Source organism: Thermoleptolyngbya sp. PKUAC-SCTB121 (assembly GCF_016919485.1).
In the GTDB taxonomy this organism is placed as follows: Bacteria; Cyanobacteriota; Cyanobacteriia; order Elainellales; family Elainellaceae; genus Thermoleptolyngbya; species Thermoleptolyngbya sichuanensis.
Genome location: NZ_CP070366.1, coordinates 4,005,713 through 4,031,583 on the forward strand (window position 1 = coordinate 4,005,713; position 25,871 = coordinate 4,031,583).

Sequence of the window (25,871 nt, forward strand, 5' to 3'; positions counted from 1 at the left end):
ATGTTGGCAGGAATGTGAGCCGGGTGGGTGTTCCAATTTGGACTCTGAGCATGGGGGCGATCTCTGATTCGGCTGACCTGATTGTGAGTTTGTCGGTGGTGGGCGATCGCCCTACTGGATTAGCCACCTATGCGCTCAATGTTGCACCCCATCTGGCAGTTCAAAACACTCTGCTTTTAGCCTCCCTAGAAGCACAGCATCAAATTTCTAAAACCCAGACGCGAGACATTTCCTACTACGAAATTCCGTCCGGAATGAGCGCAGAACATGGCAAGGCAGGGCACTTTAGGCGACTGCGCTGGACGCAAACCCAACTCCCCAAAATTTATCAAGTCCTAAAGGCAAATCTCGTGTTTTCTCCGCTTCCCGAAGCCCCAATTTGGAACCCGTGTCGCTCGGTGGTGATGGTGCATGACTTGATTCCGCTGCGGTTTCCAAACTGGCGATCGCCCCTCACAATTTATGCCAAATACTATGTGCCGCTGGTGCTAAATCAGGCGCTACATATTGTCTGCAACTCGCAGGCGACAGCGGACGATATTGTTGCTTTTTACCACATTTCAGCAGATAAGATTACGCCTATTCCGCTGGCCTACAATGCCGATCATTTTCGCTTGCTCGATTTACCCACCAGCAATTATTTTGTCTATCTGGGGCGGCAAGATCCCTACAAAAATCTGCACCGCGTTTTAGATGCGTTTGCAGCGCTGCCCCGCTGTCAGGACTATGAACTGTGGCTGGTGGGTTCGACCGACCCCCGCTTTGCGCCCGACCTGTCCACCCACGCCGAAGCGCTGGGCATTGCGGCTCAGGTGAAATTTTTGGACTACGTGCCCTACACCGACCTGCCCGAGGTGCTAAATCGGGCGATCGCGCTTCTGTTTCCCAGCCTGTGGGAAGGGTTTGGCTTTCCGGTGCTGGAGGCGATGGCCTGCGGTACGCCCGTCATCACGTCGAATCGCTCGTCGATGCCAGAGGTGGCGGGGGATGCGGCGCTGCTGGTGAACCCGGAAGATACCGGGGCGATCGCCCATGCTATGCAGCGCTTGGTGACAGAACCCGACGTGCGATCGCACCTCCGCACCGCTGGACTGGCCCGCGCCCGCCAGTTCAGCTGGGAAAAAACCGGAGCCACGACTCGCGCACTACTGAGTCAATTTTTGTAGCCAATTTCTGTAGGCAGTTTTGTAGCCAATTTTTATATCAAGCTCTTGAGCAAGTTCTAAGTAGCTAGACAGGAAAAGTTATAAGATAGGTCAGTTGATTTTGAGTGCATCTATGCCTGCGGTTCATCACAGTAGACCTCCTGCATGAATGGGAGGGAATGTGCCAGTTAGGGATAAAAGCTTGCAAAGATGGGTAGGCGCATGGCAGAACTAAATCCAAGGAGGAAATGCCATGCCTTATCAAGCCTTGCAAAGTCTGTCTGCTGGAGAGTTTAAGCGATTCTGCGGTGTCAACCGCATCATCAGGAAAGTGGAAGACATCTTGATCAAGTGCGGCAAGTTTCGCTTGCCCAGCCAACGGCAGTGGTACCAGCCTGGATGGGAATGGAAAGTGTTTATCGTAGACGCAGGTGAAGTTGAAATTGAACGTCAAAAAAAACAGAAACGTGACTACAGTGGCAAGCAGAAGAGCCATACCCTGAAGGCGCAACTGTTGGTGGATTTTGAGAACGGGCAGGTGATTGCGACTGCAATCGACAAAGGCAAGACGCATGACTTCAAGCTGCTCAAACGAAGTCGCCTGCCCTGGGTATCGTCGCAGTTATGTTTAGCTGACCGCGGGTATCAAGGGTTTGCCAAGCGTCATGCTGGAGCTTGTACGCCCACCCAAAAGCCGCGCAACCAACCGTTAGCCGAGGACGAGAAGCAACACAATCGGGCATTAGCGAGACTGCGGGTGAAAGTAGAGCATGTGATTCGTCGCTTCAAGATCTTTCGCATCTTCTCAGGGCGCTATCGCAGCCGGAGACGACGCTTTGGCTTGCGCTTGAACTTGATTGCAGGGTTGCTCAACTACGAACTGGCACACGCTTCCTGATTCATGCAGGAGGTCTAATGCCTCAAGCACTGCATCCCCCCAACCTTCCAGATATGACCCAAACGCCCTCCGCCAGCCCCGACCCCACTCTTGCCGCGTTGCAGCGACTGATCGACGTGGTGGCAGCGCTGCGATCGCCCGATGGCGGCTGTCCGTGGGATCTGGCCCAAACGCCGGAGACGCTGATTCCCTACGTGATCGAGGAAGCCTATGAAGTGGTAGATGCCATTCGCCAGGGAAAACCGGAGGCGATCGCCGATGAACTGGGCGATTTGCTGCTGCAAGTGGTGCTGCAAGCACAGATCGCGTCGGAGGCGCAGCAATTTTCGCTCAAGGACGTGGCAGAGGGGATCACCCAAAAGCTGATTCGCCGCCATCCCCATGTGTTTGGCGAGGTGACGGTGGCAGACGCGGGCGAGGTCGTGCAGAACTGGGAGCAAATCAAAGCCCAGGAAGAAAAGGCATCGGGGATTGAACGGCTGACCCCCCGGCTAGAACGCTACGGGCGATCGCTCCCGCCCCTCACCGCAGCCCTTAAGATTTCCCAAAAAGTGGCCAAAGCTGGGTTCGAGTGGGACAGCATCGACGGCGTGTGGGACAAGTTTCACGAGGAGCTAGAAGAATTTCGGCAGGCGATCGCCCAGGAACCCAAAGCCAACCAGCAAGCCGAATTGGGCGACCTGTTCTTTACGCTGGTCAACCTCGCTCGCTGGCACGACCTCGACCCCGCCGAAGCCCTCCACAGCACCAACCAGCGATTCATCCAGCGCTTTGCCTTAGTAGAAGAGGCGATTTTGCAAGAGAGCGATCGCCCTTTAGCCGACTATTCCCTAGAAGAACTCGAAGCCCTCTGGCAAAAAGCAAAAGCTCACCTAAAGTCTCATCATTGAACTCTCTATCTGTAAAGGAGTCCTTGATGAATTTACATCCTATTCCAAGGCTTCAGGTTCTTGCACTCCTTGCCATGGCAGATGTGGATATTGCTTTTTGATTCCTTCAACATCTTCTAGCGACTCTAGAAAAAATTCCTCAATTGCCTTTACGTGGTCTTCTTGGGATAAAAAGTCCCGCAAGCTTCTCTCTTTGACAATACCTGACCAAGCGTTTGGCTCATTTAGACGATATCCTTGCCAATTGCTGAACTGATTACAAATCTCCCTCATTGCGGGGATAATTATTTCTCTCTTTGGAGATCTGGAGCTAACTTCTAGCCTTACCTGCACAGATGGATACTCGGCAGAGTTTACTGTTTTCACAAAAAAGCCCAAGCCGCACCACCATCTTCCATCAGGCATCCAAATTGTGATGATATATCTGCCATACTTTTGAAGTTCATTTAGTGCTTTACGCTTTCGCAGCGCAATGTTTAAATGATTATCCAAAACACGGGCAAACTTTTCATTTACTTCGCCCCATAGAGTGGCTTCCATGAGCTTCAGCGCCGACGGAAAGTTTGCTAGCGATAATACATCTAAAGAAGAGAATTGATTGCTCTGAGTCATTCGATATTCCTGCATAAACGAAATTACTTCTTGAATTAGCTCAGTGCTTTCTTGAGTTGTGAGAAATTGGTAAAACTCATACCACCGCAGTTGCTTAAATTTCACGCCAGAAGTTGAAATTTGCTTGAAAATTCCTTGCTCATCTTTTGGGTCAAAATCTCTTGTAATGTACAGAAGTGCTTTATTTCGATAGGCAGACAGCGAATCCAGAATTTCAGCATAGCGTTCAAGCTGATCTACACCTTCTTGGGAAGCTATCTTGCTTTCTATGAATAGAATGTCTGTCTTAGTTGCGCTTACCAGTTCGATGACAATATCAGGTCGGCTTTCAGTAGAGTGCTGCTCTAGTGAAGCAAAGGTTAGCTGCGTTGAAACGCTTGCATTTTCATAATCGTATTCATCGAATACATGGAAATACTTAAGCCATGAAAACAGAAGCTCCTGATTGCTTTCTAGCAAGTGAGCAACCATCTCCGTAAAAAGTCTTCTAGGGGTATGTTTCCAGTATTTAGCTTTAGCAACCGACTAAAAAGTGCCATAACTTCCATGAATATGGCTCAGTTCAAAAGACTTAAGATAATGACCTCAACGCTATGATTTCAGGGCAACCCACTCTCTGACAAGCGCATGAACACTATTGCAATTATACTGATCTCTAGCGCCAGTGATGAGGAATCCTATTGGGCGATCGCCCACCCACCCAAGCGCGATCGCCTCCTTGCTATTCGCCTACAATAAAGTCGCAGGCCTCAAAGCAGTGTTCTATCACAATTAACCGCTCAGGCATTATGGAAACGATTCGACAGGGTGTGACTGTAACCAGCGATCGCAAGATCGAAGTGACGCTGCCAGAGTCCGTACAGCCAGGACGGGTAGAAATAGTCATTGTGCTACAGCCGATTGCTGATGAATCTGTCTCTGTCCAGCCACCCAATTTCAAAGAGCTACTTGGCTTTTTGCCCAAACGAGTTGATCCGCTAGAATTTGAACGACAGATTCGAAATGAGTGGAACCGCTAATTCCTATTTGCTAGACACGAATATTTTCATCTATTACTTCAACGGTGAAGCTTTGCTAGAACCCCTGTTTGAAGATATTTTTTCAGGCAGGGCGATCGCCGCTTATTCTCCAATAACTTGGGTTGAGTTGCTCTGCTATCCCGCACTGACAGAATCCGAAGCCGAGCAAATTCGGTCATCCTTGAAAAGCCTAAAGCGTGTAGACTTGACGGAATCAGTTCTGGATACCGCTGCCCAAATTCGTCGAAGTGCGCGGATTACCTTACCAGACGCAATCATTGCCGCTTCTGCTCTCGAAACAGCGAGTCAACTCGTGATCAGAAATGTCACAGACTTTGCGCGAGTTGAGAACTTAACGGTACTGAATCCTTTTGCAGAAATTTAATTGTGGAAATCTAAGCTAGAGCGATCGCCCTTTAGAGGATGTTTGAAAAGCCCTACTGTTTGTAGCAAAGCGTGCAAGATCCCCCTTAAATCCCCCTTAAAAAGGAGGATTTAAGGCGGTTTCCCCCCCTTTTTAAGGGGGGCTAGGGGGGATCTCTGAGTGCTTAACATTACAGGCGATACCTTTTCAAACACCCTGTTAGGCGGTACGGAGTACCCTTGCCCTTTAGCCGACTATTCCCTAGAAGAACTCGAAGCCCTCTGGCAAACAGCCAAAGCTCGCCTGAAGCAGGGTTAAACTGACGCAAACGAAACAGTCGGGCGATCGCCCCGCCGCTATGCTGACGGTCAACTGTTTCGCTCAAAACCTCTGATGGTCACTTCTGTTCTCTCCCCCATCCACACGATTCCAGTGATTGACATCGGCGGGCTGCGATCGCCCGATTGGGCAGAACGCAAAGCCGTCGCTGCCCACCTCCGCAAAGCCAGTCACGAAGTCGGCTTTTTCTACATTGCCAACCACGGCATCGATGCTGCGCTAGTTGACCAGATCTTTGCCGAATCTCATCGCTTCTTTGCGCTGCCCGATGCAGACAAGCTAGAGATTTCGATCCAGCACTCTCCCATCTCTAGCGGCTACGAGCCTTTGAAGCACCAGACGCTCGATCTCAACGCCGCGCCGGATCTCAAGGAGAGCATTTATATCGGGCTGCATCGCGGCCCCGACGACCCGTTGGTGCAGGCAAACACGCCCAACCACGGCCCCAACCTGTATTCCCGCAACCTCCCCGGCTGGCGCGAGGTCGTAGAGCAATATTTCGCTGCCATGCTGAATTTGTCTTATCAACTGATGCGAGGGCTGGCGCTCTCGCTCGACCTGGAGGAGCATCACTTTGATCCCCTGGCCGACGACCCCATGCCCATTTTGCGACTGCTGCACTACCCGCCCCATCCCGTACAGGCAGACGATCGCACTTGGGGCTGCGGCGCTCATACCGACTGGGGCTGCCTCACAATCCTGCTGCAAGACGCGGCGGGCAGGCTAGAGGTGAAAACCGCCAGCGGCGACTGGATTGCTGCCGAGCCGATTCCCGATACCTTTGTAATCAACATCGGCGACATGATGGCCCGCTGGACCAACGACTACTATCAGTCCACGCCCCATCGCGTGGTGAACCGTTCAGGGGGCGATCGCTACTCCGTTCCCTTCTTTTTCGACATCAACTACCATGCGCTGGTCGAATGCCTGCCCACCTGCCAGAGCGAAACGAACCCGCCGAAATATCCGCCCATCACCGCAGGGGATCACATTGTTGAAATGTATCAAAAGACCTACCAGCGAGTGATGGGGGCGTGATGAGGAATAGCGCCCTCTAGTCCCTGGGTCTGCGGCGCACCTCCAGCACCGACTTCACCGGCCGCTGAATCGGGCTGCCCTGGGCATCGACGCGACCCAAGACGGTGTTCCCGCTGACGTACAGCGAAGCGGAACTGCCGCCATCCAGGTTCATTGCGTCTACCACACCGAGCGATCGCAGAAAGTTCGACAACTCCGCCAGCGACAGCCCAGAACTGGTCGGCGCGTCGGGGCGCTGAGCGGCCATCGCTAGCACAATGTCTCCATTGGGCAAAATCCCGACGGCAGAGCGGGCATTGGGCTGGGTGCTGCCAATGGCATCGCGGCCCGTGGCGGGGTCGGCAAAGCCCTCGGCTTCGAGCGTCAGGTCTGGCAGCAGGCGCGGGCCGCCGCCGATCGCGTCTTGCAGCGTACAGCCGAGCGGGACGGCTTCGGCATGAAGGGCGATCGCATAGTGGTCGCGTTCCTGCCCCGGTTGCCCACAGCGATAGCGGCGAAACTCCGAGCGGTTGAGGATTTTGGGCAGGTAGGGCGCGAGGTTGGGGTTTTGCATGAGGCGATCGTTTTGGTGCGGGTCGGCGACGAGTTGCCCGTTTTGCACTACATAGGAAGTGGTGAGTCCGTTCACCGGGTCAAAAAAGCCCGCGTTGATAGCGGCCACGGTTCCCGACTGCGCGGCAAACTGGGGCAGCGGCTGCAACGCTTGGGCGATCGCAGGCACAACCTCAAACGTGCGAATCGGCACCATCACCCAATGCACGTCCGCCGTGGGCAGCGCTTCTACGCGATATTGCACGTCATGCTGGTCATGCTGCACGTCTGGGGACGCTTCTGGAGGCAAGTCTGGGGGCAAGTCTGGAGACACATCTGAGGACAAGTCTTGGGCGGGTGGCGCTGATGAAGCCGATAAACCCGTCGGGCTGCCTGCGCCTGCCACAGAGCGATCGCACCCCGCCAGTCCGACTGCCAGTCCAGCAGCCAGTCCGCCTGCCAGCAGCCAGCCCAGCCATAGCCCCTGCCAAACTCTCATGCCTGCTAAATCTCTAAGGTTTAACCCCAATTTGCCTCGGTGTTGTGAAGCGATATGGCTGACCCCAAGTTCCCGAGTCCCGACTTATTACAGCAGATTACAGCAGATTTTTGAACAGCAGCACCACCCGTCCCGCGAGATGGTCAAACAAGGGGCGATTTTGCCAATCGGCATAGGTGAGACACTGGCTATCGGCGATCGCCCCGATAAAGAACTGCTCCAGGTTTTGAGCCAGCGCCGGATAGCGCCCCGAAATGTTGAGTTCGTCATTGTGAAACGCACTGCGCGGGTCGAGGTTGGCGCTGCCCGTGCTGACCTAGGCCTCATCCACCAGAATTAACTTAGCGTGCATCATGCTGGGCTGATACTCGCAGCAGCAGCGTCGCCACTTCGCCTTCGTAGGCTACTTCAAACTCTGCCCAGGGTGCAGCGTCGTGGTCAAATTCAGTGCCGTCCCAGTAGTCTGACATACCTGCCCCGCTAATCAGCAGACTACCCTGGTGGACTTTTGGACTAATCATCCAAACGCGAATCTAAAATCCAGAATCGACATGACTCGTATCATAAGAGGGTTGGCTGAGAAGTCACTGGATATGAAAACGAACGCCGCCCGCGCCCTGGATAAACTGGGCATTGCCTATGAACTGCTGGAATACGAAGTCAACCCCGATGACCTAGCGGCGGAGTCCGTGGCGGCAAAAATTGGGCTGGAGCCGGAGCGCGTGTTCAAAACGCTGGTTGCCAGGGGCGATCGCACAGGCGTAATTCTCGCAGTCATTCCTGGCAACATGCACCTGAACCTGAAGGCGCTGGCCGCCCTCTCCGGCAACCGCAAGGTTGAAACAGTTCCCCTCAAAGAGGTGCAGCCGCTCACGGGCTACATTCGCGGCGGCGTGACGGCCCTCGCCTGCAAAAAAGACTACCCAGTTTACGTAGACGAACTGATCGAGCTATTCGACACGATCACCATCTCTGCCGGAATGCGCGGGCTGCAAATCCTGATCACGCCTACCGACTACATCCAGGCAGTTCAAGGAACTGTCGGGGCGATCGCCCAGGACAAGGAGAGCTAAGGGAGAAAGAGAGAAGAACGAAGAACGAAGAGGTTTCGTTTTTCATTTTTCGTTCTTCGTTCTTCATTTTTCCCGTCTCTCCTACTCCGGGATCGTGATATCAATCGGCTGCGGGCTGCTCCCTAGGGTCGAAAGCGGCGGCTGAATCGCAGCGGCATTGCCCACCACCAGCGTCACCAGCTTATCGGGCTGGAGATAGGTCTGGGCGGCGCGGAGTATGTCTTCGGCGGTGGTGGCTTCGACCTGTCTCTGGTACTGGAAGATAAAGTCCTTGGGATAGCCATAGTATTCGTAGCGCATCAGGCGAGAGAGCGTTTGCCCCGGCGTTTCAAAGTTAAACACAAAGGCGTTGAGGGCTGAGTCCTTAGCCTGCTGTAGCTCGTCATCGGACACGGGCGTTGTGCGGACTCGCTCGATTTCCGTCTTGAGCGCCTGGATAAAGGGAACGGTGGCATCGGAGCGGGTCTGGCCGCCGCCCACAAACACGCCCGGATAGTCAAACTGAGGCGACCAGTAGGCATAGACCACGTAGGCGAGTCCTTGGCGCGATCGCACTTCGTTCACCAGCCGCCCGCCAAAGCCATTTAGCACGTCGTTCAGCACAGTCATAGGGGCATAGTCGGGATCGCTCAATTTGCCGCCCAGATGTCCGATTAGTACGCTGCTCTGAGTCAACTGGGGCCGATCGACTAGGAAAATGCCGCCCGGTTGCGCCTGGGCCACCGCGGGCAGGGGATTGAGGTCGGAATTGTCCAACGCTGGGTTGCGCTCCCAATCGCCAAACTGGGCTTCGATGAGCGATCGCATTTCGGCACTGTCAAAGTCGCCCACGATGCCCAGCAGCATATTGTTGGGATGGAAGTAGGTGCGATGGTAGGCGATCGCATCTTCGCGCTGAATGCGGTCGAGGGTGGCGTATTCTGTCGTGCGGGCGTAGGGACTCTGCGGGCCGTAGATGAGCTTAAAAAATTCGCGGCGGGCAATGTCATCGGGGTCATCATTGCGGCGGGCAATGAAGCCGCGTCGCTGGTTTTTCACCAGCGCAAACTTGTCAGGTGCAAAGGCGGGCTGGCGAATCACCTCGGCAAACAGCCCAAACACCTCTGGCAGGTCTTCGCTGAGAGAATAGAAGCTGGCATTGCCCGACGCATTGCTGATGCCGGTTTCCACGTAGGCGGCGCGGCTTTCCAGCAGGGCGTTCAGGTCGTCGGGCGAGTGTTGGAGCGTGCCACCACTCCGCATCACCTCGCCCGTAATGCCGCTCAGCCCCACCTTGTCGGCTGGCTCCCAGCGGCTCCCGACGCGAAAGATGGCCGTGCCGCTCACCAGGGGCAATTCGTGGTCTTCGACCAGATACACCATCAGCCCGTTGTCTAGCTGAAACTGGGTGTATTCCGGCAGTTGCACAGGTGGCAGCGGCGGAAAGGTGAGCTGGTCGTAGGGCACCGCAGGCGCTGCCCGCACTGGGTCAGGGGTGAGCCATAGCCCCAGCAGCAGCAGCGGGGCGATCGCCCCCCATGCCAATCGCCGTAGCCATTTCGAGCGCAAGCCGAGCCGCCAGTTCGATTGCAAAGCCGTCATCCACACTTTCCTCATGCCTTCTAAATCTCTAAATCTTTCCTGCCCTGGCGCTGCACATTCAACCCCTACCCCCTACTCCTCCGGCAGCAGCTTACCAATCGTCAGCTTTTGCGGCACAAATAGCGACTGGGCGACCCGCTGCACGTCTTCTGCCGTCACCGATTCAAACGCCTTCAGGTCTTCAAATAAATTGCGCCAGTCTCCAGTATTTGCTTCATATTCCGGCAACAGGCTAGCCATGCCCCGATTCGATGCCAGCAGTTGCAGCATTCCTGCCCGCGCCTGGGTCTTCACCCGCTCTAGTTCTGCGGGCGCGACTGGCTCCGTCTTCAGCCGCTCTAGCTCAGCGTTGAGGATGGTGGCGATTTCGTCAATGGTGTGTCCCGGTGCGGTTTGGGCGAAAAATAGCATCATGTTGGAATAGCGATCGCCCGGAAAGCCATTTGCCACATCCGTACTCAGCGAGATGCCCGTTTCCACCAGCGATTTGTAGAGTCGGGAGGTGCGGCCGCCCGTCAGCACAGAGGCTAAAATCTGATAAGTGGCATTGTCGGCATCGTCGCTGGCAGGGCGCTGATAGCCGACCAAATACCAGGGTTCCGTCTTCTGTCGCAGCACCACTTCTCGCGGCCCGGTCTGGTTTGGCGGAGGAGCCGTAATGTTTGGGGCGCGGCTGCGAGTGCGGAAGCGACCAAAGTAAATCTCTGCCAACCGCTTCACCTCGGCGGGATCAACGTCGCCCACCACCGCTATTGTGATGCGGTCTGGCGTGTAATAGGTGTCGAAAAAGTCCTGAATATCTCGGCGGGTCAGGTTGCGAATATCTTCTTCGTAGCCGATGATTGGGCGGCCGTAGGGATGATCTGGAAAGCCCGCTTCTAGAAATGCTTCCACCATCTTGCCGATGGGCGAGTTGTCCGTCCGCATTCGCCGCTCTTCCAGGATTACGTCCTTTTCTTCGTAAAACTCACGAAAGACGGGATCAAGGAATCGGTCGGACTCTAGCGACATCCATAGTTCCAGCTTGTTGGCCGGAAAGCTGTAGAAGTAGCGCGTTGCGTCCGCGGAGGTGGTCGCGTTTAGCCCTACGCCGCCTGCCCGTTCCACCACCTGCCCATATTCGTTTTGGCGGACGTATTGCGCGGCCTGCGATCGCACTCGGTCAAACTCTTCCTGTAGCTCTGCGGCGCGACCCGTCTGCCCTGCGGCCTTGGCCGCCTGGATGCGGTCAAATAGCCGATCCAGTCGAGCTAGCAGCGGCCGTTCAGCGGCGTAGTCGCTGGTGCCCAGGCGGGTTGTGCCCTTAAATGCCAGATGCTCCAGGAAATGGGCGGCTCCGGTTTTGCCTGCGGCTTCGTAGGCCGCTCCCACATTTACATAGGTCATGAACGAAATTACCGGAGCCTGATGCCGCTCTAGCACGATGAATTTCATGCCATTGTCGAGGGTAAATTCGGTTACGCGATCGACCACCCGATCGATGTAGGGCTGGATCGACAGCGGTTCAGAACGGGGGGCGGTGCGGGCGATCGCCACGGTCGGAAACAGGCTCCACACGCCCAGCAGCAGAGCCAATGCAACCACAGGAATCAGGGCCAATCGTGCCCGATGAGTCTTCAAAGTCATGCAAGCTGAGCGCAATCTATTCAGCGCAGTAAATTCCACAAGTTTTACAAAAAAATCCACGAGCCTCTTGCATGGTATCCACTGTAGGGGCAAGGCTGCCGTGGTAAATCATCGAAAATATTCGATAAAAAAAGAAATAGCCATAGATTTATATCAATCTTGACGGTCATTTTGTTGATGATTAGAACCAACGGCATCGCCGCTTGCCTTTTGTTTAAAAAAGCTCTCTAGAAGTAAAAAAGCTCTCTAGAAGCGTTCTTTAGAAAAGCTCTTTAGAAAAGCTCTTTAAAAGAGTCCTACAGGCCTTCGCTCCAATCGGGACAAAGTTCACCTTCCCAGCCAAAAGGATGAAACCCGCAGATCAGCATTTGACGGCGATCGCCATAGCCATAGGCAACCCCGTGATAATGTTCGCAGCCCAGGCAAGACTTGGGGCGAGAAGGAGACGTTTCGGTAAACCCAAGCTGCGATCGCAAAATATGCAGGCGACTCTGGTGACGATGCCAGCTTGCATGGTCGGCTTTTCGGAAGCTGTCGTTGGCGCGCCTGAAGGCATTGCTGGGAGCATTCATAGGCCTGCGCGGAGAGTAAAAAACAAGCTGCTCAAGCAGAACATGCGGACAGCGGACATCCAGCCTGCTTCATCTACATTTTATAGTTCCCCACAGTCTCCCAAAGGCCAACAGCAATGAACCGCAAACCAATAAGCCGTAAGCTAATAAGCTGCGAACCAATAAGCTGTGAACCGATACGCTGCGAACCGATACGCTGCGAACCGATACGCTGCGAACCGATACGCTGCAAATAAACTACAAAGCACGGCTTGCTATCTGCATATGACGGATTTTGGGCAAGCCGTGTTAGCAGTCGAAGCCTATGCAATATCAGGCGGCACTTGCGCTTTGCCCTGAGACTGCTGCAAAAACGCCTGAATCAGCGCTTGCAGGTTGGCACGAGTGACCTCAGTGCCCGTATTCAGATTCCCCGGCACTTCAAAAAAGATAATGCTGTCCACGCTAGTCATCGCTACCAGTTGAAACAGGATGTGCGTGACGGGCATTGGAAACGCCATAATCTGGGGATCTTTTGCCAGCGGATTCGCCGTTGCGTCCTTTAGGCTGGCGAAGGCGTAGACGACGTTTTTTTGAGCATTGGTCTGGCTGCGATGGTTTAAAGTCGTCATCACCCATTGCTGCTCAAGGGTTTGTAATATGTAATATTGGAGGTGGCGAAGCTGTTGAGCAATCTCCCTGAGAGCAGGGGCGATCGTTGCCACTGCTGCGGGCGTTGCACCGTCTTGGGGAGCATTTTGAACGAGGTCTTGAAGCTGCTGATCCAGAGTCATACCGTTTGCTAATGGCGTTGTGTGTTGCGTGACGTTGAGTACTGACGACGCTCTGTGTGCTTTGGGCTATCATCCTCATCAGTCTAGTTCAGAAGCTCGTTTACGAGTCTAGCTTGCCCGCCTGATGTTTCCGTACAGATGCTTTTTGTACAGGTTTTGTACGGACGGCGGGCGATCGCCGCTGAATCACTCCTAAAGGTGGCAACTTTAGTTGGTGGCTTTAGGTAGCGGCTTTAGCCGGCGGCTTTAGTAAAGCAGAGCGGTAAAGCAAAGCTTGCTGAAGCAACGGCTGTTTCCCTCGGAGCGCTACAATAGCGCCCTCCAGCAACCCGTAGGCTTGCTGACTTGACTTGAATCAGGCTGTTGATCGAGAACGCCAGTCTGCCACAGACTGGGGCTGCACTACCCCACCCTTGCCACTCCGTAGGGGTGTGTTAACGTTGTAACGATCTACATCCATCAGGGAGAGAGCACCCAAGGCGTGGAGGCTATTTTTAACCTGGTTTTTAACGAGCTGAAGCAATGCACCCGTGCGTCTGAGCAAAACTGCCGCGACGTGGCATCCCGCATTACCGGAGAGGTCGCCCGCATTTGTTCAGAAAGCAAGCGCATTCAGTCGTCTGGAGAGGTCGATGCCTGGTCGGTTGCCCTTGCCCGTCACCGACTTAAGCAGTGTTTGAAATATTACCAGCTTGGGTCGCGCCGGGGTCGGGTTGACTTGCATAGCACCCTCAGCGCCGTGGTCTATCGCTACATCACGCCGCCCCAGGTGCAGTCCAGCTATCAGGCGCGACTAGGGCTGATCGAAGATTTTCTGCAAATCTTTTACATCGAAGCCATCAACGCCTTCCGACGTGAGAATCAGCTTGCCCCTAGCTACAGCCCGCGTACCGCGCTGGATCTGGCGGAATATATGGCCTTTACCGAGCGTTATGGCAAGCGGCGGATTCCGCTGCCGGGTCGCCGCAGTCAGCAGTTGATCATTCTGCGGGCGCAGACCTTTTCGCAGCAGCAGCCGCCTGAAACGATGGTGGACATGGAGCAGGCCGCCGAGGGCGCAACGGGCGAAACCGACCAATCCCGCAGCGGCGCACCCATGCAGCAAGTAAGAGAGCAGATGGTCGCCCAAGAGCCAGAGGTGGAAGAAGACTCTCTGCGGCATACTGTGGTGGCAGAACTGCTCAGCTATTTGGAAGAGCGCCAGCAAAAGGACTGTGCCGACTATTTCACGCTACGGCTCCAGGATTTGCCGACGCAGGAAATCGAAAAAATTCTGGGACTTACGCCCCGCCAGCGCGACTATTTGCAGCAGCGGTTCAAGTATCACCTGATTCGCTTTGCCATGTCGCATCACTGGGAACTGGTGCATCAATGGCTAGAGGCAGACCTGGAGCGAAATCTGGGGCTAACGCCGCAGCAGTGGGACGAACTGCTCAGCCGCCTCAGCACAACCCAGCAAGAGATGCTAAAACTCAAACAGCAGGGTAGACCCGACGGGGCGATCGCCCAATCTCTTGGCTGCACGGCAACCCAAGTGCAAAAACAATGGTCTAAATTGCTAGAACTGGCCTGGGAAATTCGTAACAATGTTGTGTCCGGAGCAGGGGTAGCAGGGGATGAATAGTGACTCAGAAGCTGAGGATATTGTTTCCTGGCTCCTACAACAGCTAGATCAATCGACTGCTGCACCATCAGGGGAAACCAGCTCAGACGCTGGACGTGATGCGTTGGATGCAGCACATCCGCAATCGAATCACGATAATCTGCTCGACTCGGAAGAGATCAACACGCTGTTGAACCACTTGACCGGGTCGGACGTTTTTTCTTTTCAAGACACACCATTATCCCATTCAGGAGAGATACTTGCTGTGCAAGACCGTTTTTATGCTTTGTTGAGACATCGGTTGCGGGAGGAAATCGAGCGCCGACCGCCCCTCTATCCCTGGGAAACCGAAGTGCGAGAGTATGAAGATGCCCTCGCGCCAGAGCTGGCGACTGCAACTGTTTGGGCATCCCAAATGCAGGCACTCAACCTGCCCGTGCCGATGCCCGAAGGCGTGCTGAATCGCTTGCTGGAACAGTGCCAATCCCTCCTGCAATCCTCATTGCAAGAAGGCAGAAAGCTGGTGCAAGCCGTAGAAGCTCTGTTTCCTGGTGAATCAGATGCGCTGAACCACTTGGCTGGCTATGTCATGGCGGCTCCAGCCCGCTCCGGAGCCTCGGCCCCGGTGCTGGAAGGCGTACTCGACCACTATGATGCAGCGACCCAGCCTCAGCAAATGTTGCTGTCGCTGGTGGCGGCGCGGGAAATTTTGAACACGCTGGTGCTGACGGTTTCCCCATCTCAGCCAACGCTGGAGCGCGAGTGGCACACCACGGCTGGCTTGCTGACTCTGCAGGCAATGCTGCTAGAATCGGGCAGCCTGCGCCTGGTGGCGAACCTGCCTTGCGCTGGACGGCTGAAGTTGCAAAGCAGCGAGGTTGAAAAGACTGCCCATCGTGCCAATGCTGGCCCCGTCAGCCTGGAACTGCTGGAGGTAGAAGCGCTGCAATCTTACTCGGTGCAGGTGGAGCTAGAGCAAGCGGGTACGAGTTCGCTCTCGTTTGCGATCGCCCTTGGCGAGTAAGCCCAAATCTGGCCTTGCAAAAGGCTGGTATCGCACAGAAATAGACAGCTAGCTAACTAATCGACCCAATCCCGTGTGAATGAAGCACGGGATTTTTTTGTGCAAGATTGTATTTTGTACTACTTAGTGTTTAATGAGTAGACTTCTCGCACAAATGCTTTTCTGAGAGCGTGAATCGTTGGGCAGCGCCGCCGCCCAACGATTCACGCAAGAGGTTTAGCGTTTAATCTTACGGGAAGCGCTAAAAACAATTCAGCGTGTCGCGGGTGTTGCGACCTGTAACCGGATTCGTGCCCTGAGCCACCGCACAGAGCTTGTCCTGCATATCCTCCCGCAGCAGCACATCGGTAAAGTCTGCCCCGTCGATGATTGCGCCCTCAAATCGGGCGTTAAAGGCAAACGCACCTTCCAGAATGGCGTTTTTGAGGTTAGCTTCCACCAGGCGAGCCGAATCGAGGGTGGCGTTGGTCAGGTTAGCTGCTTCCAGGTTGGCATCTTCCAGATTTGCCGCAAAGAAGCTAACGCCCTGTAGCTGCGTGTGGCTGAGGTTGGCGTTGCGGAGGTTGGCTTTGGTAAAGCTGGAGTCGGTGAGGTCGCGCCCCGAAAAGTCGGCATCGACCAGGTTTTCGCGGTTATAGTCGAGCGCTAGGGCAGGAACCGGAGACAGTAGGGCGATCGCCCCCACCAGCACCAAGCTCCACACCAGCATCCGCCGGGCTGGCAAAAGCAAGGCTTGCAGACATTGCCAAAGCTCAGCACCATTGACACGTCGCACCAGCCGCGCCCAGACTTCATACATTATTCCTTTGTCTAGCATCTGACCCAGCATCCTACCTGGCATCCCAAGTTGCACAGTAAGCTATGTTGATTGCAGAAGTTGATTGCAGAAATTAATTGCAGGAAAGCCCTACAGAAGGTTATGTCAATTCTCTGGAGTGGCACTATGGATGAAATTGCAGGAAGACCCGCAGACCCCTGACTAGCAATCCAAAATTGCGAATCCAAAATCGCAAATCCAAAATCAAGAATCAACACGACTTCTTCCTTACTGATCCTACCCGAATCCCTGCCAAAGTCTGCGATCGCCCAGCCCATCTCTGCCCTTGATTCACCCCCCTTGATTCATCCCTATTGATTCACCCTGATTCACTTTTTGATGCCTCATGCCCAAGCGCTCTCCTCAGTCTGTTCCAAACCCCCGCATCTCGGCATCAGGTGAGTTTGGGCGCTTGGCCGAAACGCTGGTAGCGCGGTGGCTTGTTCAGCAGGGGGCAACCATTTTGCAGCAGCGGTGGCGCTGTCGCTGGGGTGAGTTGGATTTGGTTGCCCAGCTACCAGAATCTTCTGGGGCGGCTGCTACGCTAGCTTTTGTCGAAGTGAAGGCACGGCGAAACGCGGGATGGGACGCGGGCGGTCTGCTGGCCGTCACGCCGCAAAAGCAGGCAAAGCTGTGGCAGGCGGCGGAGTTGTTTCTGGCAGAATATCCAGAATGGGCCGGGAGCAACTGCCGATTTGACGTGGCGTTGGTGGCGGGGCGATCGCGCTCTGTTGAGTCTTCTGATTCTCCTGCCCAGAACAGCGGCCCCGATTGCAGCCTCCCAGACGGCACTATCCGGCTGGGTCATCCCGTGGCGATCGCCCACTACACTCTCACTCTGCAACACTACCTGCCCAACGCCTTCGGCCATCTTTAGCCATCGCTCCCCCCAACCCCAAGCTCTCCAATGCGTCTCCACGTCATCAACCCCAACACCAGTCGCGACATGACCTACTCCATCGAGCAGATTGCGACGGCGAACGTTTCTGGAGAAACAGAAGTCCTCACCACCTGCCCCGCCCACGGTCCCGCCTCGATCGAGAGCTACTACGACGAATACCTGGCAATTCCCCATGTGCTGGCAGAGGTGCAGCGGACTGAAGCGATGACGGACGGCTATGTGCTGGCCTGCTGGGGCGATCCGGGGCTGGATGCGGTGCGCGAAGTGACGACCCGGCCTGTGGTTGGCATTGCCGAAGCGTCGATGTATGCGGCCAATGCGATCGCCCCCCGCTGGTCAGTCGTCACCACGCTGCGCCGCAGCCACCACATGGTCGAAGCGATCGTGAAAAAGACGGGACTGATGGAGCGCTGCGCCTCGATCCGCTGCGTGGATATGCCCGTGCTGGCGTGCGAAGCAAACCCCGACGCGGTGATGGAAGAATTGGTTCACATGGGCGAACTGGCGCTCAGCGAAGATGGCGCAGAGGCAATTATCCTGGGCTGCGCGGGCATGGGCGGTATGGCAGACTATCTAAGCGAGGAACTGGGCGCACCGTGCGTCGATCCAGTGGCGGCAGGGGTACGCTTTGCCGAATTGCTGGTGAACCTAAACCTGCAAACCAGCAAGTGGCTCACCTATCAATTTCCAGAGAAAAAAGCGTTCAAATAAATCAAACAACTAGTGTTCAAATAAAAATGTTCAAATAACTACGACTCTGAAGAACATCGCTCAGGCCGGCTCAATATTAGCAATGCGGAACCCCATCTGGCACTCATACTGCTCCGGCAGGTTTTCCGACGGCTTTTCCAGGGCGCGGCCGCAGCGCAGCCGTCCCTGCTGCCAGCGGGGCTGACCGCTGCGATCGGCCATCAGGCAGCTTTGACACACCTGCTGTGGCTGAAGCAGTTGATCTTCCATGAGGATGACGAGCATAAGCACCTCCCGCAATGAGGGTAGGATTGGTCTTGCGACAATACCCTCGCCAGTATCTTCCCAGTACCTTCATTGTATGGCAGGTTTTTTGAACCGCTAGTTAAGTTTATCGGAGGTTTATGGTGGGCTTATGGGGCGTTTAGGAACGCGCCCGCAAAAAACAGCGGGCAATCTCGCGCGATCGCCGACGGGCCCCATCTTTGAACGTTTGGGAGTTTTGTAACCCTTCCACCTTACGACCAATTTCAATCAGATTTCAATCAGACTTCGATCAGACTGAAATGGGTTGGCGTGAGCTTTTCGATTTCTCGGATTATCGCAATGTGCAACTTTGCCGATCCCCCTTACCCTGTTCTGATACGCCGAAAGCTTAAGCCCTCTTCCAGAGAGGGGAGGGACTTTAAGCCACTCTTGCTCCCCTTCTCCCGACTTAGGAGAAGAGTCCGGGGGATCAGGGTGATTCATATCTGCGTTCAGCAACGCTTTGAAGTTTAGATGGGCAATTTTGGATGACTGATCTGCTGGCTCAGTCAAGGACTGGCATAGCGTTTAGCTAATCTCACAGATAGCACTGCGGAGAGAAATTGACATCGGCTTTAGGGCGGATCAACCGGGATGACGAGCGTAAAGGTTGCGCCCTGATCGGGTTGGCTGACCAGTTCGACAGTGCCGCCGTGGGCCTGGGCGATCGCCCGCACGATGGCCAGCCCCAGCCCCGCACCTTCCGAGCGTCGCCTGCTGGTATTAGAACGGGCAAACCGCTCGAAAATGCGAGCCTGTTCCGCTTGGGGAATGCCTTTGCCCGTGTCGCGTACCCAAAAGCGAACTTTATCTCGATCGAGCGCTGTGCCTAAGGTGATGGTGTCGCTGAGCTGGGTGTGCTGGGTAGCGTTTTGGGCCAGATTCATCACTGCCTGAGTCAACCGTTGGCGATCGCCCACAATCCAGCCCCTAGCACGATTTTCTAGTCGCCACTGGCGATCGCCCAGGGCTTTTGCCTTGGCAAATAGCGCCTCCGCTAGAGCGGCCACGTCTACCATTTCCATCCGCAAAAAATTGGGCTGCTCTGCCTTCGCCAGCAGCAGCAAGTCATCCACAAAGCGACTCATGCGGTCTAGCTCATCGGTCACTAGATCAATGGTTTCGCGCTGCTCGGTGGGGTCGTCGCTCAGCAGTTCCAGATGTCCGCGAATAATGGTGATTGGTGTTCGCAGTTCGTGTCCTGCGTCGCTGACGAAATCGCGCTGGGCGGCAAAGGCAAGCTGCAGTCGATCTAGCATTTCATTGAACCGCAGCGTCAGTTCACTGATTTCGTCTACACCATGCACAGGAATACGCTGAGTTAAATCGGACTCGCTCATGGTCTTGGCGGCCTGGGTCAACAGGTTGAGCGGCTCCAACGCTCGCTGTGCCACGAACCAAGCCACCACCGCCGTCAGCCCCAGCACCGTCAGCATCACCTGAATCACGATGGCGATCGCCTCGTCTATCCCCCTCAGTTCAGCCGAGAGCAGATGCGCGACGACAAACACGCCCCGGCTACCTTCCCGAAAAATCGGTTCGGCCTGATAAATGATGATTTCCCCATCCGGCAGGGTCACCCAGCGCCGCCGGGGTGTGGCAATTTCTGCAAACTCTTGAGCCAGCGGGCTAGATAAATCCAGAACCTTGGGCACAGCACGGGGACTGGAGCGATCAAACTCGCCATCCAAAAACGTCAGCAAAAACTCGTTATCGGCGGGAATATTGCGGCTGAGGAAAACCCGAAACAGAGCATCAATATCGTTCCCAAACGGCTCGCTGGTTCTAGGATTTAGCCCCGTTTTGAGCTGGCGCAGCTCCAGCACCTCTTGCTCTAGCGATTGCTCGATGCGCTCATACAGGCGAGCCAGCAGCGTTTGGCGGATTCCCACAATCGACACCAGCATCGAAGCCGCCACTAACAAAATATACCAACCCAGAATTCGCGTCCGAAGACTGGAAAATAGCCGATTGAGTCGCATGGGTAAATGAGCAGACCGAGCAGATTGCAATCCTGAGTGGGCTTCTTGACCGCAGCAATGGAAGAAAGTTCCGGTGGAAGTGCTTCTTGCTCAGGATAGGGGGCATCAGGATTTATACCGTATCAGGATTCTCGCGCTTTTCCCCTTCGTCCAGCCCAGTTCCCGCTATAGAATAGGCTTAAGCGCAGGCTTAACAATTTTTTAAGAAACCATTCCAAGGGCAAGGAGAACACCATGTCAGAGTTTGCAACTCGCTTGAGCGAATGGCTAGACCCCATCGCTGATGTCTTTCGCAATCTCAATGTGCCAGAGCCGATTGTGCATTGGGGGCACCCCGCGATGATGGGCATTGTGGTGCTGGTGATGGGCAGTTTTGCAGCGGTGACGGGCTGGCAGGGCCGCTTGCTGACGGCGACCGACGACGCGCTGGCCGCAAAAAAGCGCACGGACCACAAGAAAATTGCCGGACTGATGTTTCTGTTCATCGCAATGGGCTATACGGGCGGCATCCTGTCGCTGGTGATGCAAAACCAGCCCATTTTGCAAAGCCCCCACTTTTGGACGGGTTCGGTGGCGCTAGGGATGCTGGCGGTCAATGGGCTGATTGCTGCGTTTGGCTTTTCTCAAGGCAAAGGCTTCCGCACGGTTCACGCTTACTTGGGTAGCGTAGCGCTGGCGCTGCTGCTGATCCACGGCATCTTTGGGCTAAAGCTGGGTCTGTCGATTTAGTCGATTTAATTGATGCTAGTCGATTTGGGTTGGTGGATTAGGGGCAACCCGCAACAAACCTCCGCCAGTATCCGGTTCCTACGCACTTGCGATAGGTTTTCTGGGTTTTGGACGATGTAAGTCCTATCCGTTTGGACGGCTGATTGGACGGTTGAGCCACAGGCAGTGCAATGATGCAGCCCTGCAACGCTCAGCCGTTCCGCTATTCTGGCAGCTTGTATTGCCCCACGATGCGCTTGGCGTAGTCGGGGACGTGTTGCTCTAGCTTGTCGGGATAGTTGCGCTTCACGTAGAGATAGTTGCGGGTGAAGTGCGAGTCGATGGAAAAGCGGGCATATTCCAGCCCTTTGGGGCCAATTTTTTCGATCACCACGCCCATTAGCTTGGCCGCCCACATCGGCAGCGTCACGCCTTTGTCGTAGGCGGGGATGCTGTTTTGCACGGCTTGATGGCGATCGCCCTGGGACATCACAGGCTGCGTCTCAAGCTGGTCTTTCACCAGATCCAGCATCTCCGCGCCCGTCTCGTTTCGCACCACGATCCACTGCCAGCCGAAGGGTGCGCCCATGTAGCCCACCACCAAATCCGCCAGCGAGTTTACATAGTCAAAACAGGTCATGCAGGAGGGCGCAAACACGTCCTTCAGTTCGTTCGTCTTCAGCCCAAAAAACGGCACCGTCTCCGTCGAGCCGTCTTCGTGCTTGAAATGCACGCGGAAGTCCTGCATGAACTCGTAATAGACCACCGTATCGGGCGATCGGCTGGTGGTGTCGAGAAATTTCTGCAAGCCAGCGCGGGTCACGTTGTCCACACAGGGCGTTCCCAGCACATAGAGTTTCTCTAGCCCCAGCTTGTCTTGCACCGCCCGTAGCGCCTGGATTTGGCAACCCACGCCAATCACCAGCAGCCGCTTCATGCCCGACTGCTCTACCAACTCCAGCACCGACAGGTTGGGCGACAGGGTGGGCTTATTGACCCGCGCCGCCAGGATTTCTTCGGGCGTGGTAGCGATCACGGGCTTTGGCTGAAACCGATCCTCCTCCGTGTTTTGCACGCAGACCACCCCTTCCACCAGCCCCCGGTTCAGCATTTCAATGGCAATGCTGCTGACGATGCCCGTCCACTGGGCCCCTTCGATGGGCTGGGTCTTGCGGGCTGCCATCATGTCTTGATGCACCCCAAAGTACACATCGTTTTCTTGGGACAGATCGCGGCTGCGCCCGTGAAATTCCTGCTCTAGGTCGGCAATCTGCTGGTTGATAAAGGCGCAGGCTTCCTTCACGTAATGCACATAGTACGTATCGCAGAGGCCGCACTCGCTACACAGTTCCTTGGCGGGGCGACGGCTGCCGGGTTTGAGGGCGCGGGCTTTTTTGTGGGCGTTGGGCGAAACGGCGGTCATGAGGGATCAAGGGTCAGGTTTCAGGGGTCAGGCGACCTGTTTTCACAATACCGTAGGGTGGGGGACGAGCGATCGCCCTTTCTCGTCACCACCCTTCGCGAACACTCCAACATCCTGACACCCCAATACCCCGCCCCCTGTCCACTCGACCGAATCCACTAAACTGAAGGCAGTTGGACGCTCGTCGTGGGGGCACGCTGCCGATGCCAGAACCCGAACTCCTCGCGCCAGATACGCCAGAGCTTGATCCGTCAGACCCGGTGCAATTGTCGCCTGAGCAATCTGCGCTGGAGGAGCCTGCCGAAGCTCGCTTTTCGGAGGAGGGCGATCGCGAGTTGCCCGTGATGCCTCCCTGTAATCTTGACAGCGACGAGCCGCCTTTGGAATCTGATCTTCATCTCCAGCAAATGATTCTGTTTTTGGAGTGCCTGAACTGGCTGTGGCGCGATCGCACGGACTATTACGCCAGCGGCAATCTTACGATTTACTACAGTACGAGCAAAATCAAGACCCGCGACTTTCGCGGCCCCGATTTCTTCGTGGTGCTGAATACGGAAAAGCGCCCGCGCAAAAGCTGGACTGTTTGGGAAGAGGACGGCAAAACGCCCAACGTGATTATCGAAATTTTGTCGAACAGCACAGCCCAGCAAGATCGCGGCGCGAAAAAGCAGCTTTATCAGGACGTGCTGCGAGTGTTTGATTATTTCTGGTTTGACCCAGTAACGCTGGAATTTGCCGGATTTACGCTTGTGGGTGGACAGTATCAGCCCCTACAACCGGGCGATCGCAACTGGCTGTGGAGCGAACAACTCCAGCTTTTCCTCGGCATCCAGGACCGCAGGCTGCGCTTTTTTACCCCCGACGGTGTGCTCGTTCCCACCCCTGCCGAAGTCGCTCTCCAAGAACAGCAGCGGGCCGAGCAGCTTGCGGCAAAGCTGCGCGAGCTTGGCATTGATCCGGACGCGCTTTAGACAGCGAAATCTTGCATCCACGCCATGATGAAGTTCTGATGGTTTCCGTTCGCGGCTGCTTCGCGGTTTCCGGAGTCGCTGATGGGCACACTGAGGCTATGGATAGAGTGCCAGACGGCGGAGCGGGACTATGCAGATTGTGGAGCAAACCCCAGGGCGGCTAAAACTGCGCGATCGCGGCTGGTCGCTGTGGCTCACGTTTTTTCCGATAGCGCTGCTCGGGCTGGGCATCATGCCTTTGGGCAGGCACACGATTTTTTCGTGCCAGCGCGTTTCAACGCTCAGCGCCCAATGCACGCTAGAGGAGAGCAATTTCCTAGTGTCTACCCGTCGCCCGATTCCTTCCAGCAGCATTCGTGGGGCAGTCGTAAAGCGGCGATCGAGTGGACGCGGCAGTGTTCGCTACAGCGTGATTCTGCGAACCAAGAGCCAATCCATCACGCTCAGTTCTAGGTCGTCAAGCTGGAGTCGTCAGGAGGCGATCGCCAACCGAGTCAACGCTTTTTTCATGGACAACACCCAGCCCTCGCTCTACGTCGAAAATGACGACCGAGTAGCGATGTTATTCATCGGCGGCATCACTGCGGCAATGGGGATTGGCGGGCTGCTGGGCATGTGCGAGATTAACCACGCCACGCTAGACAAAGCCAGCGGCAAACTGCACCATATCCGCCAGGGCGCAATTGGGCAAAAAGAATCGGTGCTGCTGCTGCATCAAGTGGCCTATGCAGACGTGGAGCAGGGCACAGGCAAATCGCGATCGACCGGACGGATTGTGCTGCACCTGAAATCGGGCGATCGCTTTCCAATGACGCGCAACCTCTATCCCGGCCTGAGGCATAAGGAGAAAGTCGCCAGCTTAATTAGCGAGTTTGTGGCCGCTCCCGCTCCTGAGCCTGTGATCAAACCGGAACGGGCAAAATCGTCCCCTGTGCCCAGCACTCCCGAAGCGGCGATCGCCCACTATCAGCAGGCACTTCAGAGCCATCCCGACGATGCCGAAACCCACTATCGACTGGGCATGGTGTTTTACAAGCAGCACAACGCCCAAGCCGCCGCCAACCACTTGCAACGCGCCCGCGACCTGTTTGCTGCGAAGCACGAATCTCATCGCGTGCTGCAAGTGCAGGATATGCTGTGGCGGCTGGAGCAGGGATAGCTCGGCTAGGGCAGATGGCGCTGGGCAGTCCGAAAAGGTGGCATCCGCAAAGGTTATGAAATTTCAACACAGGCGTTGCGGGATCTGAAGCAAATCGAAAGTTTCCAGCGATCCCCAGAGTTCGGATGGTATTACAGGGAGAGAGTTCGGGGATTAGCGGGGGCGATCGCTACAAAACGTTACATCTCCAGCCTCACCCAACCCATCTGCGACTCATACTTTGAGGATTCATGAAACAGATTCCAGCATCCCTTCTCACGCTCACCGCTGGCATTCTGATCACCCTGGTCAGCCTGTGGGTGGGTCAGCACCACGGTCTATTGCCAGAGCAAGCGTCGGAAGCGGCGGTTTTGGTAGATCAGCTTTTTAATGTGATGGTGATGATCGCCACCGCGTTGTTTTTGGTGGTGATTGGGGCAATTCTGCTGTTTTGCTTTCGCTATCGCCGTGCGCCGGGGGACGAGGGCGACGGCATTCCCATCGAGGGCAACCTGCCGCTAGAAGCCTTCTGGACGGCGATTCCGGCGATCCTGATCATCGGGCTAGGGGTCTACAGCGTCCAGGTGTTTCAAGAAATGGGCGGCTTTGACCCCGGCAGTATCCACGTCGGGCATAGCATGATCGGCGGCGCAGTGTCGCACGCGATGCCGTCTCACGAAATGCACGCCGTGCCGCAGGGTTCTGTCGCGATGATGGCGCAGGCTCCGGATGATGGGGCGATCGCCACCGATGCCACGGCCGATCTGCTAGCGGATCTGCCCGAAGGCACAGAACCGCCCGCCACGCCAGTTCCCCGCTATGGTTTTGGCGCAAACGCTGCTGAAGAAGGGCATACGCCCGACCTAGTGGTGAACGTTACCGGAATGCAGTATGCCTGGCTGTTTAACTATCCCAATAGCGGCATCATGACGGGCGAACTGCATATTCCCGTTGGCAAAGACATTCAGCTCAACATCTCTGCTCAGGACGTGATCCACTCCTTCTGGGTGCCCCAGTTTCGCCTGAAGCAAGACGCGCTGCCGGGCCAATCCTCTGGCTTGCGATTCGTTGCGACCAAGGTGGGCACGTATCCCGTCGTTTGTGCGGAACTCTGCGGCAGCTACCACGGCGGCATGAGAACCCAGGTGGTTGTTCACACGCCAGAAGAGTTTGACGAATGGCTCCAGCAAAACGCCGTGGCGCAGCAGCAAAACCCATCGCAAACCGTGGCGGTAAATCCGGCGGAACTTTCGGATAGAGACTATCTCTCGCCCTACGCGCAGGAAATGGGCGTGAGCGATCAAGTGCTTTCACAGGTACTTGCACAAGTGCGATCGCGCTCTTAGCG

The 25,871-nt window shown here is 55.5% G+C and carries 27 protein-coding genes; 16 read left to right on the forward strand and 11 right to left on the reverse strand.

Annotated elements, in window-relative coordinates; genetic code table 11:
* Positions 1 to 50 precede the first annotated feature (50 nt).
* The 3 genes from JTM80_RS16395 to mazG all read left to right on the forward strand — a co-directional run bounded on the left by JTM80_RS16395 (position 51) and on the right by mazG (position 2,933).
* Entirely contained in the window at positions 51 to 1,166 is a 1,116-nt protein-coding gene (locus JTM80_RS16395; RefSeq protein ID WP_205369840.1) for a glycosyltransferase family 1 protein, read from the forward strand.
* Positions 1,167 to 1,398: 232 nt separating this feature from the next.
* Positions 1,399 to 2,043 carry a transposase gene (locus JTM80_RS16400; protein WP_172354256.1) on the forward strand — a complete coding sequence of 215 codons (645 nt, stop codon included), beginning with the start codon at positions 1,399 to 1,401 and terminating at the stop codon, positions 2,041 to 2,043.
* Between the two features lie 53 nt (positions 2,044 to 2,096).
* The gene (mazG, locus tag JTM80_RS16405; RefSeq protein ID WP_205371426.1) at positions 2,097 to 2,933 is read left to right on the forward strand and encodes a nucleoside triphosphate pyrophosphohydrolase; all 837 of its coding nucleotides are present in this window, start codon (positions 2,097 to 2,099) and stop codon (positions 2,931 to 2,933) included.
* Between the two features lie 39 nt (positions 2,934 to 2,972).
* Here the strand turns inward: mazG and JTM80_RS16410 are convergent, their stop codons facing one another.
* The gene (locus tag JTM80_RS16410) at positions 2,973 to 4,016 is read right to left on the reverse strand and encodes a PD-(D/E)XK nuclease family protein (protein WP_205369841.1); all 1,044 of its coding nucleotides are present in this window, start codon (positions 4,014 to 4,016) and stop codon (positions 2,973 to 2,975) included.
* A 317-nt stretch (positions 4,017 to 4,333) separates the two neighbouring features.
* Here JTM80_RS16410 and JTM80_RS16415 point away from each other — a divergent pair, with 317 nt between their 5' ends.
* From JTM80_RS16415 to JTM80_RS16425, 3 genes are all read left to right on the forward strand, one after another.
* Positions 4,334 to 4,564, forward strand: coding sequence for a hypothetical protein (locus tag JTM80_RS16415; RefSeq protein WP_205369842.1), 231 nt, complete (start codon positions 4,334 to 4,336; stop codon positions 4,562 to 4,564).
* Positions 4,548 to 4,949 carry a type II toxin-antitoxin system VapC family toxin gene (locus JTM80_RS16420; protein ID WP_205369843.1) on the forward strand — a complete coding sequence of 134 codons (402 nt, stop codon included), beginning with the start codon at positions 4,548 to 4,550 and terminating at the stop codon, positions 4,947 to 4,949. Before JTM80_RS16415 ends, JTM80_RS16420 begins: the two co-directional genes overlap by 17 nt.
* A 372-nt stretch (positions 4,950 to 5,321) precedes the next feature.
* Positions 5,322 to 6,305 carry an isopenicillin N synthase family oxygenase gene (locus tag JTM80_RS16425; protein ID WP_205369844.1) on the forward strand — a complete coding sequence of 328 codons (984 nt, stop codon included), beginning with the start codon at positions 5,322 to 5,324 and terminating at the stop codon, positions 6,303 to 6,305.
* Between the two features lie 16 nt (positions 6,306 to 6,321).
* On the opposite strand, the gene JTM80_RS16430 is transcribed toward JTM80_RS16425, so the two are convergent.
* The gene (locus JTM80_RS16430; RefSeq protein WP_225906660.1) at positions 6,322 to 7,335 is read right to left on the reverse strand and encodes a phosphodiester glycosidase family protein; all 1,014 of its coding nucleotides are present in this window, start codon (positions 7,333 to 7,335) and stop codon (positions 6,322 to 6,324) included.
* Between the two features lie 139 nt (positions 7,336 to 7,474).
* Here JTM80_RS16430 and JTM80_RS16435 point away from each other — a divergent pair, with 139 nt between their 5' ends.
* Positions 7,475 to 7,675 carry a hypothetical protein gene (locus JTM80_RS16435; protein WP_172354254.1) on the forward strand — a complete coding sequence of 67 codons (201 nt, stop codon included), beginning with the start codon at positions 7,475 to 7,477 and terminating at the stop codon, positions 7,673 to 7,675.
* Between the two features lies 1 nt (position 7,676).
* Here JTM80_RS16435 and JTM80_RS23160 read toward each other — a convergent pair whose 3' ends face one another.
* Entirely contained in the window at positions 7,677 to 7,805 is a 129-nt protein-coding gene (locus tag JTM80_RS23160) for a hypothetical protein (RefSeq protein WP_255548792.1), read from the reverse strand.
* Positions 7,806 to 7,928: 123 nt separating this feature from the next.
* Here JTM80_RS23160 and ybaK point away from each other — a divergent pair, with 123 nt between their 5' ends.
* A complete protein-coding gene (gene ybaK / locus JTM80_RS16440) occupies positions 7,929 to 8,408 on the forward strand; it encodes a Cys-tRNA(Pro) deacylase (RefSeq protein WP_172354253.1) in 480 nt (159 codons plus the stop codon).
* A gap of 81 nt (positions 8,409 to 8,489) precedes the next feature.
* Here the strand turns inward: ybaK and JTM80_RS16445 are convergent, their stop codons facing one another.
* From JTM80_RS16445 to JTM80_RS16460, 4 genes are all read right to left on the reverse strand, one after another.
* The gene (locus JTM80_RS16445) at positions 8,490 to 9,989 is read right to left on the reverse strand and encodes a pitrilysin family protein (RefSeq protein WP_205369847.1); all 1,500 of its coding nucleotides are present in this window, start codon (positions 9,987 to 9,989) and stop codon (positions 8,490 to 8,492) included.
* A gap of 72 nt (positions 9,990 to 10,061) precedes the next feature.
* Positions 10,062 to 11,615 carry a pitrilysin family protein gene (locus JTM80_RS16450; RefSeq protein WP_205369849.1) on the reverse strand — a complete coding sequence of 518 codons (1,554 nt, stop codon included), beginning with the start codon at positions 11,613 to 11,615 and terminating at the stop codon, positions 10,062 to 10,064.
* 296 nt (positions 11,616 to 11,911) lie between these two features.
* Positions 11,912 to 12,187: a hypothetical protein gene (locus JTM80_RS16455; protein WP_172354250.1), complete on the reverse strand. Its 276-nt coding sequence runs from the start codon at positions 12,185 to 12,187 to the stop codon at positions 11,912 to 11,914.
* Positions 12,188 to 12,489: 302 nt separating this feature from the next.
* Positions 12,490 to 12,960, reverse strand: a complete 471-nt coding sequence (locus tag JTM80_RS16460) for a hypothetical protein (protein ID WP_172354249.1) — start codon at positions 12,958 to 12,960, stop codon at positions 12,490 to 12,492.
* 481 nt (positions 12,961 to 13,441) lie between these two features.
* Here JTM80_RS16460 and hetZ point away from each other — a divergent pair, with 481 nt between their 5' ends.
* Entirely contained in the window at positions 13,442 to 14,584 is a 1,143-nt protein-coding gene (hetZ, locus tag JTM80_RS16465) for a heterocyst differentiation protein HetZ (RefSeq protein WP_172354248.1), read from the forward strand.
* 244 nt (positions 14,585 to 14,828) lie between these two features.
* Positions 14,829 to 15,587: a hypothetical protein gene (locus JTM80_RS16470; protein WP_205369851.1), complete on the forward strand. Its 759-nt coding sequence runs from the start codon at positions 14,829 to 14,831 to the stop codon at positions 15,585 to 15,587.
* 241 nt (positions 15,588 to 15,828) lie between these two features.
* On the opposite strand, the gene JTM80_RS16475 is transcribed toward JTM80_RS16470, so the two are convergent.
* Positions 15,829 to 16,296, reverse strand: coding sequence for a pentapeptide repeat-containing protein (locus JTM80_RS16475; protein ID WP_205371428.1), 468 nt, complete (start codon positions 16,294 to 16,296; stop codon positions 15,829 to 15,831).
* Between the two features lie 454 nt (positions 16,297 to 16,750).
* Between JTM80_RS16475 and JTM80_RS16480 the strand changes: the two genes are divergently transcribed.
* Positions 16,751 to 17,281, forward strand: coding sequence for a YraN family protein (locus JTM80_RS16480; protein ID WP_172354245.1), 531 nt, complete (start codon positions 16,751 to 16,753; stop codon positions 17,279 to 17,281).
* A 30-nt stretch (positions 17,282 to 17,311) separates the two neighbouring features.
* Complete coding sequence (locus JTM80_RS16485; protein ID WP_172354244.1) at positions 17,312 to 18,016, forward strand: aspartate/glutamate racemase family protein; 705 nt, start codon at positions 17,312 to 17,314, stop codon at positions 18,014 to 18,016.
* Between the two features lie 60 nt (positions 18,017 to 18,076).
* On the opposite strand, the gene JTM80_RS16490 is transcribed toward JTM80_RS16485, so the two are convergent.
* Complete coding sequence (locus JTM80_RS16490) at positions 18,077 to 18,280, reverse strand: hypothetical protein (protein ID WP_172354243.1); 204 nt, start codon at positions 18,278 to 18,280, stop codon at positions 18,077 to 18,079.
* A gap of 596 nt (positions 18,281 to 18,876) precedes the next feature.
* Positions 18,877 to 20,283: a cell wall metabolism sensor histidine kinase WalK gene (locus tag JTM80_RS16495; protein ID WP_205369853.1), complete on the reverse strand. Its 1,407-nt coding sequence runs from the start codon at positions 20,281 to 20,283 to the stop codon at positions 18,877 to 18,879.
* A 234-nt stretch (positions 20,284 to 20,517) separates the two neighbouring features.
* Here JTM80_RS16495 and JTM80_RS16500 point away from each other — a divergent pair, with 234 nt between their 5' ends.
* Positions 20,518 to 21,012 (forward strand): DUF4079 domain-containing protein, encoded by a 495-nt coding sequence (locus JTM80_RS16500; RefSeq protein ID WP_172354241.1) that lies wholly within the window; start codon positions 20,518 to 20,520, stop codon positions 21,010 to 21,012.
* 202 nt (positions 21,013 to 21,214) lie between these two features.
* Here JTM80_RS16500 and JTM80_RS16505 read toward each other — a convergent pair whose 3' ends face one another.
* Positions 21,215 to 22,414, reverse strand: a complete 1,200-nt coding sequence (locus JTM80_RS16505; protein ID WP_205369855.1) for a Coenzyme F420 hydrogenase/dehydrogenase, beta subunit C-terminal domain — start codon at positions 22,412 to 22,414, stop codon at positions 21,215 to 21,217.
* Between the two features lie 344 nt (positions 22,415 to 22,758).
* On the opposite strand from JTM80_RS16505, the gene JTM80_RS16510 reads away from it, so the two are divergent.
* The 3 genes from JTM80_RS16510 to JTM80_RS16520 all read left to right on the forward strand — a co-directional run bounded on the left by JTM80_RS16510 (position 22,759) and on the right by JTM80_RS16520 (position 25,869).
* Positions 22,759 to 23,385 carry a Uma2 family endonuclease gene (locus JTM80_RS16510; RefSeq protein WP_205371430.1) on the forward strand — a complete coding sequence of 209 codons (627 nt, stop codon included), beginning with the start codon at positions 22,759 to 22,761 and terminating at the stop codon, positions 23,383 to 23,385.
* Positions 23,386 to 23,515: 130 nt separating this feature from the next.
* On the forward strand, positions 23,516 to 24,544 hold the full coding sequence (locus JTM80_RS16515) for a tetratricopeptide repeat protein (RefSeq protein ID WP_172354239.1): 1,029 nt from the start codon (positions 23,516 to 23,518) through the stop codon (positions 24,542 to 24,544).
* A gap of 230 nt (positions 24,545 to 24,774) precedes the next feature.
* The gene (locus JTM80_RS16520) at positions 24,775 to 25,869 is read left to right on the forward strand and encodes a cytochrome c oxidase subunit II (protein ID WP_205369857.1); all 1,095 of its coding nucleotides are present in this window, start codon (positions 24,775 to 24,777) and stop codon (positions 25,867 to 25,869) included.
* Positions 25,870 to 25,871: the final 2 nt, after the last annotated feature.